The organism is Micromonospora sp. NPDC047707, from assembly GCF_040704235.1.
In the GTDB taxonomy this organism is placed as follows: Bacteria; Actinomycetota; Actinomycetes; order Mycobacteriales; family Micromonosporaceae; genus Micromonospora.
The window spans coordinates 71,372-89,680 of record NZ_JBEYSU010000022.1; the positions used below are offsets into that span (position 1 = coordinate 71,372).

Genomic DNA, 18,309 nt, shown 5'->3' on the forward strand with positions numbered 1-18,309 from the left:
CGGTAGCCCCGGACCGGGCCGTCCCCGCGGCCGCCGAGCCACCGCGCACCGGCGGACGGCCGGCAGCGCGCCCGCTTCAGCGGATGAATCCCGCACATCTCCTGGCCTAGGGTGTACGCCGGGCGGTGGATGGGAGCACTGTGGAGCGAGTGCTGATCGCCGGCCGGTACCGGCTTCTGGAGATGGTCGGGCGCGGCGGCATGGGCCGGGTCTGGCGGGCCCACGACGAGGTGCTGCACCGGGAGGTCGCGGTCAAGCAGATCGTCCCGCCGAGCTGGCTGACCGGCGAGGAACGCGACGAGCTGCGGCTCCGCACGCTGCGGGAGGCACGCACGGCGGCGGACCTGTGGTCGCTCGGTGCCACGCTGTACGCGGCGGTGCAGGGGCGGTCCCCGTACGCCCGCAGCACCGCCATGGCCACGCTCAGCGCGCTGGCCGTCGCACCACCGGACCCGGCCCCGAACGCCGGGCCGCTGGCCCCGGTGCTGGCCGGGCTGCTGTGCCGCGACCCGGGCGACCGCACCGACCACGACGAGACGCGGCGCCGGCTGACGGCCGCAGCGGAGTCGCCGGAACCCACGGCCGACACCGTGGCGGAGTCGCCGGAACCGACGGCCGACGCCGGGGCGCCGGCCACCGACGCCGGGGCAGCCGCGCCGCAGCCGGTCACGCCGCCCGCCCCGACGGGCGCCGGCGCGGGCGGTCGCCCCGCGCACCGGACCGCCGTCCGGCGGTGGGGGCTGGCGGCCGCCGCACTGCTGGTCGCCGTCGCCGCCGGGGTGGGGACGGCCCTGACGGTGGCCGACGAGCCGCCGGAGCGGCCCGACTGGTCCCGGCCGTCCGACGGGCCGGCCCCCCACGACCGGGACCGCCGCCACGGGCCGGCGCCCGGCGACCCCTGGGCCAGCGCGGTCGGCGACGGGCAGGACGGCGGGCCGGACCACCCGAAGCCACCGCCGCCCGGCCGGCGCGGCTTCCCGCCGCCGCCGTTCTCCTGTGTCCGACCCGACGCGGTCGGCGAGCCCGTGGTCGCCGCCGCCCCACCCGCCGGGGAGACGTTCCGCCCGCCACGTGGCTGGGCCTGGCACGCCGACACCCGCGGCTTCCGGATCGCCGTGCCGGCCGGCTGGCGGTACTCCGGTGACGGCGACGTGGCCTGCTTCCAGGACCCGACCACCGGACGCGCGCTGAGCGTCGCCATCCCCGGCGGCGGTCCCGCCGGAGCGCTGGACCGGCTGCGTGCCGCCCGGGAGCGCGCGCTCGCGGCCGGCGCGCTGCCCGGGTACGCCGAGTTCCGGCTCGGCGCCGCCGGCGCGGCGGCGGAGTGGGAGTGCGCGTGGGACACCCCGCACGGCAGCCGGCTGCGGGCCCTCCAGGTGGTGCTGGCGGCACCGACCGCCGGCTGGACGCTCGGCTGGATCACCCACGACGCCGACTGGCCGGCCGCGACGGCGCAGCTCACCACCGTCCGGACGAGCCTGCGCAGCGTCCGCTGACCGACCGGCCACCGATGCTCCGGATGAGAATCTGCACGCCGCTGACTATCGTGTGACACGGGGTGACCGAGGGGGAACGCGAGAGTGCGGCAGGGGCTGATCGCGGGCCGGTACCGGCTGCTCGACCTGGTCGGTACCGGCGGAATGGGCCGGGTCTGGCTGGCCCGGGACGAGATGCTGCACCGGGACGTCGCGGTCAAGGAGGTCGTCCCGCCGAACTGGCTGGCCGAGGCCGAGCGGGACGAGGTACGGCTGCGCTCGCTGCGGGAGGCGCGGACCGCCGCCCGCCTCGCCCACCCCAACGTCGTCCGCGTCTACGACGTCGTCCACGACGGCGACAGCCCGTGGATCGTGATGGAGTACGTGCGGTCCCGCTCCCTGCAGCAGATCATCACGACCGACGGGCCGCTGGGCCCCCGCCGGACCGCCCGGATCGGGCTGGCGGTGCTGGCCGCGCTGCGGGCGGCGCACCTGGCCGGCGTCCTGCACCGGGACGTCAAGCCGCACAACGTCCTCGTGGCCGACGACGGCCGGGTGGTGCTGACCGACTTCGGGTTGGCCACGTTCGACGGTGGCGACGGCGCGATGACCGGGCCCGGCATGGTGCTCGGCTCACCGCAGTTCGTGGCGCCCGAGCGGGCGCGGGACGGGATTTCCGACCCGCGTACGGACCTGTGGTCGCTCGGCGCGACGCTCTACGCCGCCGTGGAGGGCCAGTCCCCGTACGCCCGGCCCACCGCGATGGCGACGCTCAGCGCGCTGGCCACCGAGCCGCCCGACCCGATGCGGCGGGCCGGTCCGCTGCGCCCGCTCCTGACCGGCCTGCTGCAACGCGACCCGTGGCGCCGGTTGACGGCGGCCGAGGCGGAGCCGCTGCTGCGCGCCGCGGCGGCCGACCACGACCGGCCGGTCGGGCCGACCCTGCCACCTGGCGCGGGTGCCACTGCCGGTCGGCCTTCCTCGGCGGAGGCCGGCCCGCCACCCGCACCGCCGGCCGATCCGATGTCGACTCGGCACCGGCCGGCGGGCGCCGGTCAGGCGGCGGCACCGGCCGGCGGGCCAACCGCCGGCCAGGCGCCGGGACGGCGTCCGAGGAGCTTCCGGCGGCGACGGCCGTGGATCGCCGTGGGCGCGGTGTTCCTGGTGCTCACCGCGCTTGGCGTCGGCCGGGCCCTGGTGGGCGGCGACGGCGGCCGGCCGGAGCCGGGGGCCGGTTCCGGTGGGGGCGTCGCACCGGAGCGCCCGGCCGCGTTCGCCTGCGCCGCGCCGCCGCCCGCCGCCACCCCGGTGCCGTCGGTGCCGCCGCCCACCGGCGCGCTGCGCCTGGTACGCGGCTGGACGTGGCACGTCGACCCGGGCGGGTGGCGGATCGCCACGCCGGTGGCCTGGCTGCGGTGGACGGAAGGGACGGTGACCTGTTTCCGGGAGCCGGGCGGCGTCCGCATGCTCAGCGTCGAGGCCGGTCCCCACCGGGTTGACCCGGTGGGTTGGTGGCGGTCGGAGGAGCAGCGGCTCACCGGTGGCGGCCTCCTCAGGGACTACCGCCGGTTCCAGATCGCCCCGCTGGACATGTTCGACGGTGCCGCGGTGTGGGAGTGCGCCTGGGTCAACGCCGCCGGGGTACGCGTGCACACGGCCCGGCTGCTGCTGAACGTGACGACCGCTCGCGCGTACACCGTGTCCTGGTTGACCTCGGAGTTCGACTGGGGGGTCAACAACCCGTACCTCCTGATGGTCCGGCAGAGCTTCACGCCGCTGCCCTGACCGACGGATGTGAGCGGCCGGCCGCCACCCCGCGGGTGCGGCGCTGAACTACAGTGACGTAGTTTCGGCGCTCAAGATCCCCGGGAGGATGAGCGGACATGATGGGACCGTCGCATGCGCTGTCCGGCGCGTCGGTGTGGCTGGCCGGGTCCTGGGCGCTGGACCACTTCGCCGGCTACGAGCAGTCGCCGCTGGCGCTCGCGGTCGGCACCGCGGTCTGCGCGGGCGGCGCGCTCTTCCCCGACCTAGACCTGTCGGGAAAGGTCACCCGCAACCAGGGCGGCGCCACCGTCGCCCGCACCTTCGGCGTCTTCTCGCTGTTCATCGCCGAGGTCACGGAGAAGGTGTCGCTCGGGGTCTACTACGCGACGAAGCTCAGCAAGGATCCACGCCGCAGCAACGGCCACCGGACGCTCACCCACACCATCCCGTTCACCGTGCTGGTCGGCTGGGGCACCACCACGCTGTGCGCCGCGTACGGCAAGTGGGCCGTGATCGGCATCCTGTTCTTCATGTTCGGCCTCGCCCTGCGCGGCCTCTTCGACGAGTGGGCCGAGCGGGCCGGCTGGGTGGTCGTGACCCTCCTGTCACTCGCGGCGGCGTGGTTCACCTTCGCCACCCTGCCCGGCGACCGCGGTTACCCGATGATCGGGCTCGCCGTCGGCGTCGGGAGCTTCGTGCACATCCTCGGTGACATGATCACCCGGGCCGGGGTACCGATCCTCTGGCCCATCCCGATCAAACGTCGGATGTGGACGATGATCAGCCTGCCGGATTCGATCGCCCTGCGCGCCGGCAGCAAGACCGAGGTGGTGGTGGTCCGCGCCGCGCTGACCGTCATCGCGGTGCTGGCCGCCGTCGGGCTCGTCGCCCCCTCGGTGCTGCAACGCTTCAACATCGAGGTGTGACGGTGGTGGCGAAAGCCGACGACGCGGACGTGCCCGCGTTCTGGCAGGGCCTCGGGCTGCCCGGCCTGGCCGACGTGCACGTGCACTTCCTCCCGCCGCGGCTGCTGCGCCGGGTGTGGGCGTACTTCGACGCGGCCGGCCCACTGGTGGGCACCGAGTGGCCGATCCGGTACCGGTGGAGCGACGCCGAGCGGGTCGCGTACCTGCGAGAGCTGGGCGTACGGGCGTTCAGCGCCCTCGCGTACGCCCACCGGCCCGGCATGGCCGCCGATTTGAACGGTTGGACGCTCGACTTCGCCCGCGCGACGCCGGGATGCCTGCCGTCGGCGACGTTCTTCCCGGAGCCGGAGGCGCCGCGGTACGTCGCCGACGCCCTCGCCGCCGGCGCCCGCGTGTTCAAGGTGCACGTCCAGGTGGGCGGCTTCGCTCCGACCGACCCGCTGCTCGACCCCGTGTGGGGGCTGCTCGCCGACGCCGGCGTGCCCGTGGTCGTGCACGCCGGGCACGCCCCGGTCGGCACCACGCACACCGGGCCGGACCCGTTCGCCGCCGTGCTCGCCCGCCATCCCGCGCTCACCGCGATCGTGGCGCACCTCGGCGCGCCGGACTACACGGCGTTCCTCGACCTCGCCGAGCGGTACGAGCGGGTACGGCTGGACACGACGATGGCGTTCACCCCGTTCTTCGACCGGTTCGTGCCGTTCCCCAGCGAGGAGCGTCCCCGGCTGCGCGAGCTGGGGCTCGCCGGCAAGGTGCTGCTGGGCAGCGACTTCCCGAATCTGCCCTACGCGTACGCGGAGCAGCTCGCCGGACTGGCCCGCCTCGATCTCGGCGACGACTGGCTGCGCGCGGTCTGCTGGGGCAACGCCGCCGAGCTGTTCGACCTGCCCGGCTGACTCTCAGACCCCGACCCGCTGCTCGGGGACGCTGAGGCCGTAGAGGGCCATCAGCTCGGGGCTGTCGACCCGGCTGCCGTCGGCCACCGCGTCGCAGGCGATGTCGACGATCTGGTCCTTGTGCGCCAGCAGGTACGGGCGAGCGCCGACGTCGGCGCTGGCCAGGGTGGCGATGCCGGACCAGTGCCGGCGACCGAACAGCATCGGGTACCCGCGCAGGCCGTCGTAGGTGGCGCAGACCAGCACGTCCGGGTACGGCAGCGCGGTCACCCGGCGGACCGCCACGGCCGTCAGGCCGGGCATGTCGACCGGCACCACGACCACGGCCTCGATCCCGTCGTCGTCGATCGCCGCGAGGCCGGCGCGGATCGACGAGCCGACGCCCGTCCCCCAGGCCCGGTTGACCACCACCGTGGCGCCGCTGAGATCCGTCGTCTCGCGCACCTGGTCGGCCGCGGCGCCCAGCACGACCACGATCCGCTCGCAGCCCGCCTCCGTCATCGTGTCGATCATCCGGCTGACCAGGGGCTTCTCCCCCTGGTGCAGCAGGGCCTCCGGGCCGCCGATCCGGCGTCCCCCACCCGCGGCGATGATCATTCCTGCGATCCGGTTCAGCGCTGCGCCCCCTTCACCAGAGGCTGCCGGGAGATCCCGGTACGCGGTTTCCCGACAGCCTCTTGGAGCGGGCCGCGCCACGTCGGCCTGGCCCGCTCCGTCGTACGGACATGAGGAGAAACGAGCATTCCCGGGCGCGGGTAGCGGGGCAAAAGGGAAAATTGTGGGCTAAGCCGCGTCGGCGTAGCAGTCCACGATCGACACGTCGAGCGGGAACCGGACCGGCGTGTGCCCGAAGAGCAGCGCGGTGGCCCGCGCACCGGACCGGACGACCGCCGCCGCGACCACGTCGGCCCGCACCTTCGGGCAGTGCACGACCACCTCGTCGTGCTGGAAGAACACCAGCTCGCCACCGGTGCCGGCCAGCTCGCCGCGCAACGTGGCGAGCAGCGTCGACGCCCACTCGGCGGCCGTGGCCTGGATGACGAAGTTGCGGGTGAACCGTCCGCGCGACCGTGCCCGCGCCGACCGGTCGCCGCCGTCCGGCGCCGCCTCCTCCCCGTCGAGGCCGGCCGAGCCGGGCGGGCAGGTGCGGCCCAGCCAGGAGCGGACCAGGCCGCCGGTCTCACCGGTACGGGCGGCGGCCTCGACGTGGCCGAAGGCGGTCGGGTAGTGGCGCCGCAGCACCTCCAGCGCGGGCACCGCCGCCCCACCGGTCTGCCCGTACATCGCGCCGAGCAGGGCCACCTTGGCCCGGGCCCGGTCGCCCCCGAACGCGTCCCGGGCGAGAGCGGCGTAGAGGTCGCCGGCCCCACCGGCGGCGGCCAGCCGGGCGTCCTCGGAGACCGCGGCCAGCACGCGCGGCTCCAACTGGCCGGCGTCGGCCACCACGAAGGTCCAGCCCGGGTCGGCCACCACCGCCCGGCGGATCACCTTGGGGATCTGCAACGCCCCGCCGCCCCGGGTCGCCCACCGCCCGGAGACCACGCCGCCGGGCACGTACTCCGGGCGGAACCGCCCGTCGCGCACCCACGCGTCGCGCCAGGCCCAGCCGTGCGCCGTCCAGATCCGGTAGAGCTCCTTGTACTCCAGGACCAGCGGCACCGCCGGGTGGTCGACGCCGCGCAGCACCCAGGCTCGCGTGTTGGGCACCTCCACCCCCGCGCGGGCGAACGCCTTCACCAGTTCCGCCGGAGAGTCGGCGTGCAGCTGGCGTACGCCGAACGCGTCGGCGATGCGGGCCGCCAGCTCGGCGAGGCGCCGGGGCGGCCCGCCCACCGGGGACGGCTCGCCGAGCAGCTCGGCGAGGACGGCGTCGTGGACGTCGGCCCGCCACGGCAGCCCGGCGGCGCCCATCTCGACGGCGATCAGCGCGCCGGCCGACTCGGCGGCCACGAGCAGCCGGAACCGGCCGGGATGCTCGGTCGTGGCGACCCGGGCGAGCTGGTCCGCGTACACCTGGGTCAGGACGTCGACGCCGGGGCCCGGCGGGCCCGGCAGGGTCTCGAAGAGCGCGTCCTGGCCGTGGCCGGGCGGCTCGGCCGCGCGGGGCGGCGGGTCGGGCGGCACCGGCGCACCGGTGAGCCGCGCCCAGGCGGCGGCGAGCGAGCGGGGCTCACCCCAGCGGCCGGCGTGGCCGAGCAGCAGCGCCTCGGTCAGCTCGACGTCGTGACAGCGGTCGACACGGACACCGGCGCGCAACAGCGCCGGGTAGACCGTCGCGCCGGACGCCCACACCCAGCGCGGGCGGTCGGCCCGCTCCCGAGCAGCCACCGCGCCGGCCAGGTCGGCCACGGGCTCGGGCGGCGCGGTCGACCGCCCGGCGGCGTCGAGGGGTTGCAGCACTCCCCCGCCGACCTCGTCCGCCACCACCGCCACCAGCACGGACGCGATTCTGCCTCGTCGGTGCGACACTCCCCCGCGCGCCGTCGGCCAGGCTCGTGCGACGCGTAGCGGGACGATCGCCCGCCGGGGTGGCGACAACCGAAAACGGGGAGCATCTGCCCCCCGCCACTCTCAACGTATACCGCACCGGGGGGCTTGCGGCAAGACCCCAGGGGTGCCGCAGAATCGTCGGCCGAGGCCACGACCTGCGGAAACAGGAACCGCGTGGGTGGCGTTGACGCGTGCGTGCCACCGGACGACGACGTCGCGCGGCGGCCGGTCGGTGTCGGCGTGCCGGCGGTGCCGGTCGGCCGGTCGGTGCGCGCGATCGGCGCGAGCGGCCTCAGATCGGAGCTGATGACGTGAACCCGCTGACCACCAGCGCCTTTGATCTTCCCGACCACCTCTCGCCCAAGGCCGACCCGGGTCTGATCGCCGGTGACGAGCAGCACTTCGCGGCCATCGCGGAGACGCTCCGGCAGTCGATCGCCGACCTGTCCGACCGCCTCGATGCCGCCCGCAAGGCGCCCGGCGGCAAGGGCCGGCGGGCCGTGGACCGGGACCAGGAGGTCCACCGGCTGACCGCTCGCCTGCGCGGGCTGCGTCGCTTCGGTCTGGACCTGTGTCTCGGACGCATGGTCGGCGCGGACGACTCCGAGCCGGTGTACGTCGGGCGGTTCGGTCTCACCGACAGCGCGGGTCGCCGGCTGTTGCTCGACTGGCGCTCGCCCGCGGCGGAGCCGTTCTTCGGGGCGACCCACGCCAACCCGATGGGTCTGGCGAGCCGCCGCCGGTACCGCTGGACCCGTGGCCGGGTCACCGACTACTGGGACGAGGTGTTCACCCCGGACGGGTTGGACGGGCACGCGGCCCTCGACGACCAGTCCGCCTTCATCGCCAGTCTGGGCGGCAGCCGGTCCACCCGGATGCGGGACGTGCTCGCCACCATCCAGGCCGACCAGGACGCAATCATCCGAGCGGGATCGAGCGGCGCGCTCGCCGTCGACGGCGGCCCGGGTACGGGGAAGACGGTCGTCGCCCTGCACCGCACCGCCTACCTCCGCTACGCCGATCCTCGGCTCAACCACCGCCGGGGCGGGGTGCTGTTCGTCGGTCCGCACCAGCCCTACCTGGCCTACGTCGCCGACGTCCTCCCCAGTCTCGGCGAGGAGGAGGTGCAGACCTGCACCCTGCGGGATCTCGTCCCCGAGGGCGCCGCGGCGACCGTCGAGACCGACCCGGACGTGGCGCTGCTGAAGTCGTCCGGTGACCTGGTGGCGGCGGTCGAGGCGGCCGTCAGGTTCTACGAGGAGCCGCCGGCCGAGGGGATGACCGTCACGACCGACGACTGCGACATCTGGCTGGGCGCGGACGACTGGGCCGAGGCGTTCGCGGCGCCGGGGCCCGGCACACCGCACAACGAGGCGCGTGACGAGATCTGGGAGGAACTGCTCACGATCCTGCTGGACCGGTACGACGGCGACGAGCCGGAGGACCTGGTCCGCAGGTCGCTGCTGCGGAACCGGGAGCTGCGGACGGCCTTCAACCGGGCCTGGCCGCTGCTCGACGCGGGAGACCTCGTCGGCGACCTGTGGTCGGTCCCCGCGTACCTGCGCCGGTGCGCCCCCTGGCTCGGCCCGGACGAGGTCCGGAGGCTGCACCGTCCTGACCCCCGGGCCTGGACGGTGTCCGACCTGCCGTTCCTGGACGCGGCACGGCAGCGGCTCGGCGACCGGGAGGCGTCGCGACGCCGGCACCGGCGCGACGCCGCCGTCGCCGTCGAACGGGAACGGATGGCCACGGTCGTCGACGAGCTGATCGAGGCCCACGCCTACGACGACGGTGAAGGTGTGCTGTCGAGCCTGCGCCAACTGGACCTCCAGGATGCCCTGGTCGACGAGGCGGCACTGCCCAGCGCCGAGCCGGACCCGCTCGCCGGCCCGTTCGCGCACGTCGTCGTGGACGAGGCCCAGGAACTGACCGACGCGGAGTGGCAGATGTTGCTGCTGCGCTGCCCGTCCCGGAGCTTCACCATCGTCGGGGACCGCGCCCAGGCACGGCACGGGTTCACGGAGTCGTGGCAGGAGCGGCTCGAACGGGTGGGGCTCGACCGGATCAGCCTGGCCACCCTGAGCATCAACTACCGGACGCCGACGGAGGTCATGGCGGAAGCCGAGCCGGTCATCCGCGCCGTGCTCCCGGACGCGAACGTGCCCCGCTCCATCCGCGACAGCGGCATCCCCGTCGTACGCGGGCGGGTGTCGGACCTGGGCCCGATCCTCGACACCTGGCTCGCCACGCACGCCGACGGGATCGCCTGCGTCATCGGCGACCCCACGTTCCGGGCGACCTCCCGTGTCCGGTCGCTGAGCCCGGAGCTGTCGAAGGGGCTGGAGTTCGACCTGGTCGTCCTCGTCGACCCCGAGGCGTTCGGCACGGGCATCGAGGGGGCGGTCGACCGCTACGTGGCGATGACCCGCGCCACCCGGCAGCTCGTCATCCTGAGCAGTTCCTGACGCGAGGAACCCACAGCAGCACGGAGTTACTTCCGCCTCGCCGACGCGACACCTCGCCGCGCTTCAGATCAGTCTCTGGATACGCACCTTGGGCTGCTCGTTGGCGAGGTGGCGCTGCTTGTGCTGGCGAACCTGTTCGTCCCAGACTCCCTGGTCGTGATCGGGACTTGGTGGGATCCACTTGTGTGAGCCGTCGCTGTAGTGGAACTTCTCGTCTCCACGCCGGAGGACACTCACCGCAGCCAGCCGAGGAAGCGGCGATGCAGCGTGCCGGCCGGTGCCCAGGACAGGTCCTGGGACGCGCGGACGAGCTGGGCGCCCAGGTACAGGGCCAGGGAAACGGGGGCGTCCGCGTACTCCGCCCGCAGCTCTCGCTGTCGGGTGCGACATGGCCAGGGCGAGCCGCACCCACCGCAGGTCCAGATCGGCAACACCGGCCCGTGGGTGGTCACGCTTCCCACCCATCCAGCCGGGCCATCGAGGTACACAACGGCTGGCTGCTCCGGCCTCCCATCCGGCAGCATCGGCGTGTGCCGACCCTCATCGTTGCTCGCGTCGCCAACGTCGGTCGGGCAACGCCCGCGTCGTGTCCTCTACCGGCACCCGGCTCGCCTCTGCTTGCGCCAGCAACCGGCGCTTGGCGGCGTCGCGCTCGGCCGCCTCGGCCGCTTCGCCACGACTTGATCGCGAATCATCGTCCACCGCACCCATTCGACCTCCCGGAACGGCACGCTCCGCATGGAGCGCGAGGGTGAGAGGCGGCAGGACTCATGCCGGACGCCACCGACTCTCCGCCACCTTTGACGGCGATGACGGTAGGTAGTCCTAAGATCACTCAGGGGTACGTGACGTACCCGGTGACGTGGTGTACCTATTCGACGACGCCCACTCGGCGGGCGAGCGCGACCGCCTCCGCCCGTACAGAGGCCGGAGCCTCTCTGACCAACCGGACCACCATGTCCTGCGCCGCCGGCGAGTACCGGACGGTCTCCGGTGAGGTCGCCTCCGCGCGGCCCAGCAGGTGCAGCGTGGCCTCCGGAGCGTTCTCAAGGTCAGCCGACCGGGCCAGTTCGACGTAGTGCCGGCCCCGACGCTCGGTGGACGGAATCGACATCGGATCGAGAGCATGGGCACGCCGCTGGGCCTCGTCCGGATCGCCAAGGTCAACGGCGCACATGACGGCGTACACGTCCACCAGCGGCCGGGAGACCCTGGTGCGCAGACCCACGAACCCCTCGGGCAGCGCTCGGTGCACGACCTGACGGGCAGCGTCCCACTCCGACCAGGCGCTCTGATCCCCCATACGAGCACGGGTCAACGCGGCGCAGAGATGGAGATCGGCCAGCATCTCCGCGTACTCAGTCCCGCCGTCGGCCACCCGGGGCTCGATCAGGCCACGAGCTTCCCGCAGACGTTCCAGCGCCTCGTCGCCCCGGCCGACGGCCCGCAGCAGGTGGGCGGCATACCAGATGGATTGCGCAATGGCCAACGGATCGTCCGCATCCAGGGCGGCGGCCATTCCCCGGTCCACGGTCAGCCAACACAGCTCCCGATCCCCGTGCCAGGCCAGATAAGCCTGGGCGAGGTGGTACGCCTGTGCGAGAAGCGAGAGACTGACCCGTCGCTCCTCGCCGGTGTGCAAACGACTCGCCCGCTGCGTGCTGTCGATAAGACCCGGCAGGACCGCGCCCGCTTCGGTTCGCTGATGGCGGGACGTGTGCCAGGTCTGCCAGGCGGAGTCGACAGCACCACGAAGGTATTCCGTGGACTCCGGCTCACCCGCGAGAGTGACATGCCAGGCGGTCAGCGCTCGACGTACCTCATCGACGGCGGGATGGCTCGGTCGGCCATCGAGCGACAGCGTCACGGTCGGTCCGAAAAGCTCGGCCAAGTCACGTACGCCGAGGTGGGGCGCGAGTTGTTGAGCGGCCCGCAGCGTGAGGGCACGCCGCCCGTTCTCGACAAACTTCACGGTGGTCGGGCTGAGGCCGGCGAGGCCGGCGAGGCGCTCCCGGGACAGACCGGCGACTCGGCGAAGCCGCTCGACGCGCTGCCCCGGCGTGGGCTGCTCGGGCTGGATCACGAAGATCACCACCGTTCAGGTACATCGTGTACCCATGACGGTACGCATTACAGCAGCGGCCGACCAGAGACGCAGTGACTCTTCTCGGAACCGGCGGTGGAATCTCCACCGTTCGACCTCGTCAACCGTCCGCAAAGCAGTTGCGCGAATGCCGACTGTGGTCCACCATCAGCGGATGATCATCAACTACCGAAAGGGCGGCGACGCCCTCGCGCAGTGACCGCGCCCGCGCGGCGCAATGACGCCGCGACGTCTCCGGCAGCCGCTGCCACCGACAGTGTCCGGAAGATGCCCGCTCGCCAGTGATCTGGCGATGGAGGTGTCCCGGTTACGCGGCGCCCTGAGCGCGGGTGTCACCCACACCGACCCCGAACTGTCGCCGGCGCGTAGGGGGAAGACCAAGGAACCGTGGCCCGAACTGCCGGCACCTGCCGCGCTCGACAGCGGCGTACCGCTGGGGGTCGTGCTCCACCACGGTGTCCGCACGGCGCTGCACCGAAGCCTCGCCCACGGGTGGTACCTGCCCTTGCGCGCGGCGCTGCCCGCCGAGGGACCGGTGCCGGTGTGCTGGTACGGGCAGCAGGAGGCGTCGTGGATCGGCTACTACGACGCGCTGCACCGGCTCGGGCTCGCCGAGTACCGGCCGGACGACAGCGAGCACCTCGGCCTCTGGGGCACCCTGGCGCGCTCCTGCGGCTGGTGGTGGCCGGGCGAGGAGGTGTGCGTCGTGGTGGAGCGGCCCGAAGCCGTACGCACCGAGCCGGTCCCGGGCGCGCTGCACGGAGAGATCCGGCTACCACCTCGCGGCGTGCGCTACCGCGACGGCTGGCAACCACCGCTGATCTGACCGACGGACCGACCGGTCCCGTGGAAAGGGCGGCCGTCCCCGTGGAACGGCCGCCCTTTCGCAAACGCGCGACTCGACGTCCGGTTACTTGCCGACGCCGGCGGTGAGGCCGGACTGCACCTGGCGCTGGAAGACGATGTACACGATCAGCACCGGCAGCATCGCCATCGTGACCCCGGCGAAGAGACCGGACCAGTCGGACTTGTAGCCCTGGTTGACCGACAGCTCGATCAGGCCCTGGGCGATCACCTGGTTCTTCGGCTCGCCGGCGACGGACTGCATCAGCAGCGTCGGCAGGTACCACTGGTTCCACTGCCCGAGCACGTTGAAGATGCCGATGCTGATCAGGCCGGGCTTGGCCATCGGCAGCATGACGCTGAAGAACAGGCGGGTGTGCGAGGCGCCGTCGACCAGGCCGGCCTCGGCGATCGCGGTCGGCAGGTTCCGGAAGAACGAGTGCATGAAGAAGACCGTGAACGATAGCGACCAGGCCACGTACACCAGGATCAGCATGACGTGCTTGTTCGGCCCGAGCAGCGGGAGCACGACGCCGGTGTTGTAGACCCCCTTGAACAGCGGGACGGCGGCGAGGTAGATCGGCAGCGTCAGCCCGGACAGGAACATCCAGTAGATCAGCCGGTTGCCGGGGAACTCGTAGCGGGCCAGGGCGTACGCGGCCATCGAGCCGAGCAGCATGGTGAGGAAGACACTGCCGACGAGCACCAACAACGTGTTCAGGAAGAAGCTGTCGATGCCCGCCGTCCAGGCGCGCGCGAAGTTGTCCCACTGCAGTGACGAGGGGAACAACGACAGCGGCTCGCGGATCACCTCGGAGTCGGTCTTGAGGGCCGACATGACCACCCACAGCAGCGGGTAGACGACCATGATCGCCCACACCACGAGGAAGAGGTGCGAGAAGCCGTTGAAGATCCGTGCGCCGACGCCGTTGGCGGCGGACTCGGCCACCGGGCCGCGGGTGGTGCCGGTCGGCGGGGGCGGGGTGGGCCGGGCCCGGCCGGAGGTGTGGGTCACCGTGCTCATCGTCCAGGCCTCCTCAGTACTCGATCCGCTCACGGCGGGTGATCCGAAGCTGGAGGGCGGCCAGCAGGATCGTGAAGATCGCCAACGCCACGGCGATGGCACAGGCGTAGCCGAACTGGCCCTTCTGGAACGCGTTGAAGTTGATCACCGATGCGAAGATCTCGCTGGCGTGGTTCGGCCCGCCCTGGCTGGGTGTCATGACGTAGACCAGGGCGAACATGTCCAGGGCGATGAAGCCCAGGTAGACCCAGGCGACCGAGACCGTGTCCCGCAGCAGCGGCAGGGTGATCCGGAAGAACGTGTGGAACCGGCCGGCGCCGTCGAGGATCGCCGCCTCGTAGACGTCCTTGGGAATCGACTGCATCGCCGCGGAGAACAGCACCATGTAGAACCCGGCGCCGCTCCACACCGCGATGAGCAGCAGCCACCACAGCACCGCCGGGACACCGAGGAAGGGCTCGGGGTCGTTGGTGAACGCGATCGGGTTGTCGGCGTCGACCAGCCCGATCTTGATGAGCAGGCCGTTGATCAGGCCCTGGCCGTCCGCCCGGTAGATCTGCTGCCACATGACCGCGATGACGACCAGGGACAGCACCTGCGGGAAGAAGAAGATGACCTTGTAGAGGCCGGAGCCGAAGACGCCCCGGATGCCGGCCCTGTCCTCGCGTCCGCCCACGTTGAGCAGGAACGCGAGGAACAGGGCCAGCGCGATCGTGAACAGCGGCACGGTGACCAGGAAGAACACGTTGTGCCAGAACGCCTTCCTGATCAGCTCGTCGGAGAGCAGCCGGACGTAGTTGTCCAGCCCGACGAACTGCTGCCGATCGGAGTAGCCACCCCAGTCGGTCAGCGAGTACCCGGCGGCCTGCACGAAGGGCCAGACCACGTAGAAGAGGTAGAGCGCGACGGGCAGGGCCAGGAAGCCCGTGACGAAACGCGCGACACCGTGCCGCATTGGACTCACTCTTTCCGTTGGGATCAGGCGGTACGGGTCTGCTTCTTGATCGACGAGTCCTTGGCGACCTTGTCGGCGGCCGCCTGCATCTTGTCGACGAACTGCTGGGCGGTCAGCCGGCCGGCCATCAGCTCCTCGGAGAGGTTCTGGCTCTCCTTGTCCAGGTCGGCGTAGAAGTTCCAGAACTTGACCGAGACGAGGTCCTTCGGTGCGTTCTTCATCAGCTCGTTCGCGCTGGCCAGCGCCGAGTCCTGGACGTTGTCGCCGGAGCCCTTGGTGGAGGCGAGCGACTTGGTCAGCTCGGCGAACTTCGCCGAGCCGGCCTTGGAGAGAACGGCCCGCAGGAACTCCTTGGCGGCGGCCTTGTTCGGGGCCTTCGCCGGCACCACGATGCCCTCACCCGCGCCGGCGTAGACGTCGTTCGGCGCCTTGTCGCTGGCGCCCAGGCCCCAGTAGTCCGAGATCTTCATCTCGAAGCCCGGCGGGATGGTCGCCGCCATCTCGTTCTTGAGCCAGGTGCCGACCTGGATGAACGCGGCCTTGCCGTCCAGCCACGCCTGCTGCGACTGGGTGTGGTCGAGCTTGCCTGGGAGCAGCAGCTTGTCCTTGACCAGCTTCTCCCACGCCTGCAGGGCCGGCAGGATGCCGTCGGCCTTCCAGGCGTTCTCCTTCAGGTTGTCGATGTCGACCACGGCCTGCTTGCCAGCGGACTTCCAGATGGTCGCCATCAGTGCCCAGCGCGGGTAGTAGCCGTGCACCGCGTCGTGGACGTACGGGGCCATGCCCTTCGCCTTGATCTTCGGTGCGAGCGCGAAGAACTCGTCGAAGGTCTTCGGCGGCTGCCAGCCCTCCTTGTTGAACAGCGCGGCGTTGTACCAGTTGCCCCAGACCGTGTAGGCGATGTTGACCACGTAGAACTTGCCCTGGAAGGTGCCGTCGGCGACGGTGCCCGGCAGCAGCGTGTCGGCCACCGTTCCGTCGCTGTCCCAGGCGGGGGCGGTGAGCAGGTCGTCCAGCGGCTCGATCGCACCCTCGTTGACCAGGGTGCTGATGTCCATGATGTCGGCGCCCGAGTTCATGACGACGTCGCTCGGCTGCGTCGCCATCTTCGGCTGCTCTTCGGTCTTGATCTTCTGGGTGGAGCTCATGTTGACCGTGATGTTCGGGTGCTTGGCGGCGAAGATGGCCTGGTCTTCCTTGGCCCACTGGTCGCCGAGACCGCCGTTGAAGATCACGACCTTGACGGCGCTGCCGTCCTTGACGCCGAACGGGTTGTCCTTGCTCTTCGCGCCGCCGGTGTCGTCGTTCTTGGCCGGCTCGCTGCCGGCGCACGCGCTGAGCAGGCCGGCGGCCGGTGTGACCAGCAGACCCGCGGCCGCGGCGCGACGCAGCAGAGTCCGGCGGTCGAGGTCGGGGGAAACAGACATCTCTGACTCTCCTTGGATATTCGGGTCAGGCGGTCCGCCGGAGGCGCCCGGCGTACCGCGACTCGAGGGCGTGGTTGTGCTCGTCCCCGCCGGGGACGTTGGCGGAGAGGTAGATAGGGGGTACCTCCCCGGCCTGGTGGAACCGTCGTACGACCTCGGCGGTCAGCAGCTGCGCCAGCAGCGCCGCGGTGACCGAGGAGACCGCACAGACCGCGCCGCCGCCCTCGAGCGGCAGCAGTGCGTCGCCGTACGGCGCGCCGTTGTCCAGCACGACGTCGGCGATGTCGGCGAGCCGGTGCCCGGACGGGTGCCGGGGGGCGACCCGCGCCGTGTGCTCGACCGAGGTGACCGCGATCAACGGGTGACCGCGCCCGGTGACCAGCGTCGCCAGCTCGACCACCGAGCCGTTGATGCCGGACTGGGACGCCACCACGAACACGTCCTGCGGCAGCGGGTCCGCGAGGGCGTAGATCTGGTGGGCGATGGAGGGGTCGCGCTCCAGCTTCGGATCGGCGAGCACGTCGCGCGGGGCGTCGCCGTGCAGCACCAGGTCGTGGATGGACAGCCGGTTGGTGGGGACCAGCCCACCGGCCCGGGCGACCAGCTCCGCGGCGAACGCCTCGGAGTGCCCCGCCCCGAAGGCCTGGAGCACGCCGCCCGCCCGGAGACTTCCGGCGATCAGGTCGGCGGCGGAGGCGAGCGCGTCGGCGCTGGAGTCGACGAGGCGGTCGAGCACCGGCCGGACCGCGTCGGCGTACCGCTGGGCGCTGATCATCGGCTGACCCCCTCGCTGGTCCCGGTGTTGCCCGGCAGCCGCCTGGCGGCCTTGTGCCCGTCGACGGCCTGGGCGGTACGCCGGAAGGCCGCGTGGGCGCGGTCGTGGGTGCGCTGGGCCACCGCGATGTAGAGCAGGTCGAGCACGACGAGCTGGGGGTGCCGGGCCGACAGCGCGTCGGGGCGGAAGGTGGTGGCCTGGCTCGCCGTCAGCAGCACGATGTCGGCGAGCTCGGCCAGCGGCGAGCGGGGAAAGCCGGTCACGGCGACGGTGGTCGCGCCCCGGCTGCCGGCCTCCGCGAGCATCTCGATGGTCTCCCGGGTCTGGCCGCTGTGCGAGACGCCGAGCGCGACGTCACCGGCGCGCAGCAGGGCGGCCGAGGCGAGACCCTCGTGGACGTCGTTCCAGGCCCAGGCGGCGACCCCGATGCGGTGCAGCATGAACTGCATCTCCTCGCCGACCAGCGCGCTGCCGCTGGCGCCGAAGATGTTCACCCGGCTCGCGCCGGCGATGGCCACCGCGGCCCGCTCCACCTCGCCGAGGTCGAGCAGCGCGGCGGTGTCGTGCATGGCCCGGGTGTCGGCGGCGATGATCTGGTCGAGCACCCGGCGCAGCGGGTCGCTGGGCTGGATCTCGCGCCCGATGTCGACGGTCCAGCCGGCCGAGCGGGCCCGGCCGGTCTCGGCGGCGATGCCGAGCCGCAGGTCCGCGTACCCCTCGAAGCCCATCGCCCGGCAGAAGCGGGTGATGGTGGCCGGCGACGTGCCGCTACGCTCGGCCAGCTCCACGATCGTCGCGCGGGCGGCGGCCTCCGGGTCGCTGAGCACGTGCTCGGCGACCCGCCGCAACGCTCCGGTCAGCTCACCGGCGCCGGCCCGGACCCGGGCGAGCACGCCGCCGGCAGCGACCCCGGCGCCCCGCCGGTCGAACCCGTCGGCGTCGACCACCGCGGTCACCGCGGTGGCGTCCACCTCGTGATCAACCATCGGACGCCCTTTCGGAAAAGACTGTTAACTGTTAGTGGTAAAAGTTCTTACTGAAGGGCCCTCCGTGTCAAGGCCGTGGGCGAAGTTTTCAAACTGTTACCTGGCGCACAGTCCGGGACCGGTCCGCTCCCCTTGCCCGGCACGCCCCGGCCGACCAGCATGAACGCCGTATCCGA

Annotated in this window: 16 protein-coding genes; 7 read left to right on the plus strand and 9 right to left on the minus strand. The window is 72.4% G+C overall.

Annotation, left to right across the window (positions count from 1 at the left end):
• Positions 1 to 125 precede the first annotated feature (125 nt).
• From AB0873_RS22010 to AB0873_RS22025, 4 genes are all read left to right on the plus strand, one after another.
• Positions 126 to 1,496 (plus strand): hypothetical protein, encoded by a 1,371-nt coding sequence (locus AB0873_RS22010; RefSeq protein WP_366601755.1) that lies wholly within the window; start codon positions 126 to 128, stop codon positions 1,494 to 1,496.
• Between the two features lie 84 nt (positions 1,497 to 1,580).
• Complete coding sequence (locus AB0873_RS22015; protein ID WP_230689030.1) at positions 1,581 to 3,260, plus strand: serine/threonine-protein kinase; 1,680 nt, start codon at positions 1,581 to 1,583, stop codon at positions 3,258 to 3,260.
• 98 nt (positions 3,261 to 3,358) lie between these two features.
• Positions 3,359 to 4,168, plus strand: coding sequence for a metal-dependent hydrolase (locus tag AB0873_RS22020; protein ID WP_155331332.1), 810 nt, complete (start codon positions 3,359 to 3,361; stop codon positions 4,166 to 4,168).
• 2 nt (positions 4,169 to 4,170) lie between these two features.
• The gene (locus AB0873_RS22025) at positions 4,171 to 5,064 is read left to right on the plus strand and encodes an amidohydrolase family protein (RefSeq protein ID WP_155331331.1); all 894 of its coding nucleotides are present in this window, start codon (positions 4,171 to 4,173) and stop codon (positions 5,062 to 5,064) included.
• A gap of 3 nt (positions 5,065 to 5,067) precedes the next feature.
• Here the strand turns inward: AB0873_RS22025 and AB0873_RS22030 are convergent, their stop codons facing one another.
• Entirely contained in the window at positions 5,068 to 5,661 is a 594-nt protein-coding gene (locus AB0873_RS22030; RefSeq protein ID WP_155331330.1) for a nucleotidyltransferase family protein, read from the minus strand.
• 186 nt (positions 5,662 to 5,847) lie between these two features.
• Complete coding sequence (locus AB0873_RS22035) at positions 5,848 to 7,533, minus strand: bifunctional 3'-5' exonuclease/DNA polymerase (RefSeq protein WP_366601758.1); 1,686 nt, start codon at positions 7,531 to 7,533, stop codon at positions 5,848 to 5,850.
• A 195-nt stretch (positions 7,534 to 7,728) separates the two neighbouring features.
• Here AB0873_RS22035 and AB0873_RS22040 point away from each other — a divergent pair, with 195 nt between their 5' ends.
• Both AB0873_RS22040 and helR read left to right on the plus strand, forming a co-directional pair.
• On the plus strand, positions 7,729 to 7,869 hold the full coding sequence (locus AB0873_RS22040; protein WP_366601759.1) for a hypothetical protein: 141 nt from the start codon (positions 7,729 to 7,731) through the stop codon (positions 7,867 to 7,869).
• 5 nt (positions 7,870 to 7,874) lie between these two features.
• Positions 7,875 to 10,019, plus strand: coding sequence for an RNA polymerase recycling motor ATPase HelR (gene helR / locus AB0873_RS22045; RefSeq protein ID WP_366601785.1), 2,145 nt, complete (start codon positions 7,875 to 7,877; stop codon positions 10,017 to 10,019).
• Positions 10,020 to 10,252: 233 nt separating this feature from the next.
• Here helR and AB0873_RS22050 read toward each other — a convergent pair whose 3' ends face one another.
• Both AB0873_RS22050 and AB0873_RS22055 read right to left on the minus strand, forming a co-directional pair.
• Positions 10,253 to 10,471 carry a hypothetical protein gene (locus tag AB0873_RS22050; RefSeq protein WP_366601761.1) on the minus strand — a complete coding sequence of 73 codons (219 nt, stop codon included), beginning with the start codon at positions 10,469 to 10,471 and terminating at the stop codon, positions 10,253 to 10,255.
• 419 nt (positions 10,472 to 10,890) lie between these two features.
• Positions 10,891 to 12,099: a helix-turn-helix transcriptional regulator gene (locus AB0873_RS22055; protein ID WP_366601787.1), complete on the minus strand. Its 1,209-nt coding sequence runs from the start codon at positions 12,097 to 12,099 to the stop codon at positions 10,891 to 10,893.
• Positions 12,100 to 12,415: 316 nt separating this feature from the next.
• Here AB0873_RS22055 and AB0873_RS22060 point away from each other — a divergent pair, with 316 nt between their 5' ends.
• Entirely contained in the window at positions 12,416 to 12,949 is a 534-nt protein-coding gene (locus AB0873_RS22060) for a DUF6745 domain-containing protein (protein ID WP_366601762.1), read from the plus strand.
• A gap of 84 nt (positions 12,950 to 13,033) precedes the next feature.
• Here the strand turns inward: AB0873_RS22060 and AB0873_RS22065 are convergent, their stop codons facing one another.
• The 5 genes from AB0873_RS22065 to AB0873_RS22085 form a co-directional block, all read right to left on the minus strand.
• A complete protein-coding gene (locus AB0873_RS22065) occupies positions 13,034 to 13,834 on the minus strand; it encodes a carbohydrate ABC transporter permease (protein WP_366601789.1) in 801 nt (266 codons plus the stop codon).
• Between the two features lie 169 nt (positions 13,835 to 14,003).
• Positions 14,004 to 14,945, minus strand: coding sequence for a sugar ABC transporter permease (locus AB0873_RS22070; protein ID WP_366601764.1), 942 nt, complete (start codon positions 14,943 to 14,945; stop codon positions 14,004 to 14,006).
• Positions 14,946 to 14,968: 23 nt separating this feature from the next.
• Complete coding sequence (ngcE, locus tag AB0873_RS22075; RefSeq protein ID WP_366601765.1) at positions 14,969 to 16,372, minus strand: N-acetylglucosamine/diacetylchitobiose ABC transporter substrate-binding protein; 1,404 nt, start codon at positions 16,370 to 16,372, stop codon at positions 14,969 to 14,971.
• Between the two features lie 25 nt (positions 16,373 to 16,397).
• A complete protein-coding gene (locus tag AB0873_RS22080) occupies positions 16,398 to 17,147 on the minus strand; it encodes an SIS domain-containing protein (protein ID WP_155331324.1) in 750 nt (249 codons plus the stop codon).
• Complete coding sequence (locus tag AB0873_RS22085) at positions 17,144 to 18,133, minus strand: MurR/RpiR family transcriptional regulator (RefSeq protein WP_366601767.1); 990 nt, start codon at positions 18,131 to 18,133, stop codon at positions 17,144 to 17,146. The genes AB0873_RS22080 and AB0873_RS22085 overlap by 4 nt, the downstream gene beginning before the upstream one ends.
• Between the last annotated feature and the right edge of the window lie 176 nt (positions 18,134 to 18,309).

What these genes read in the sequence shown, in the direction of transcription:
- AB0873_RS22020 (WP_155331332.1), top strand. Translation starts at nt 3,359, where the DNA reads ATGATGGGACCGTCGCATGCGCTGTCCGGCGCGTCGGTGTGGCTGGCC.
- AB0873_RS22030 (WP_155331330.1), bottom strand. Translation starts at nt 5,661, where the DNA reads ATGATCATCGCCGCGGGTGGGGGACGCCGGATCGGCGGCCCGGAGGCC.
- AB0873_RS22060 (WP_366601762.1), top strand. Translation starts at nt 12,416, where the DNA reads ATGGAGGTGTCCCGGTTACGCGGCGCCCTGAGCGCGGGTGTCACCCAC.
- AB0873_RS22065 (WP_366601789.1), bottom strand. Translation starts at nt 13,834, where the DNA reads ATGGTCGTCTACCCGCTGCTGTGGGTGGTCATGTCGGCCCTCAAGACC.
- AB0873_RS22070 (WP_366601764.1), bottom strand. Translation starts at nt 14,945, where the DNA reads ATGCGGCACGGTGTCGCGCGTTTCGTCACGGGCTTCCTGGCCCTGCCC.
- ngcE (WP_366601765.1), bottom strand. Translation starts at nt 16,372, where the DNA reads ATGTCTGTTTCCCCCGACCTCGACCGCCGGACTCTGCTGCGTCGCGCC.
- AB0873_RS22080 (WP_155331324.1), bottom strand. Translation starts at nt 17,147, where the DNA reads ATGATCAGCGCCCAGCGGTACGCCGACGCGGTCCGGCCGGTGCTCGAC.
- AB0873_RS22085 (WP_366601767.1), bottom strand. Translation starts at nt 18,133, where the DNA reads ATGGTTGATCACGAGGTGGACGCCACCGCGGTGACCGCGGTGGTCGAC.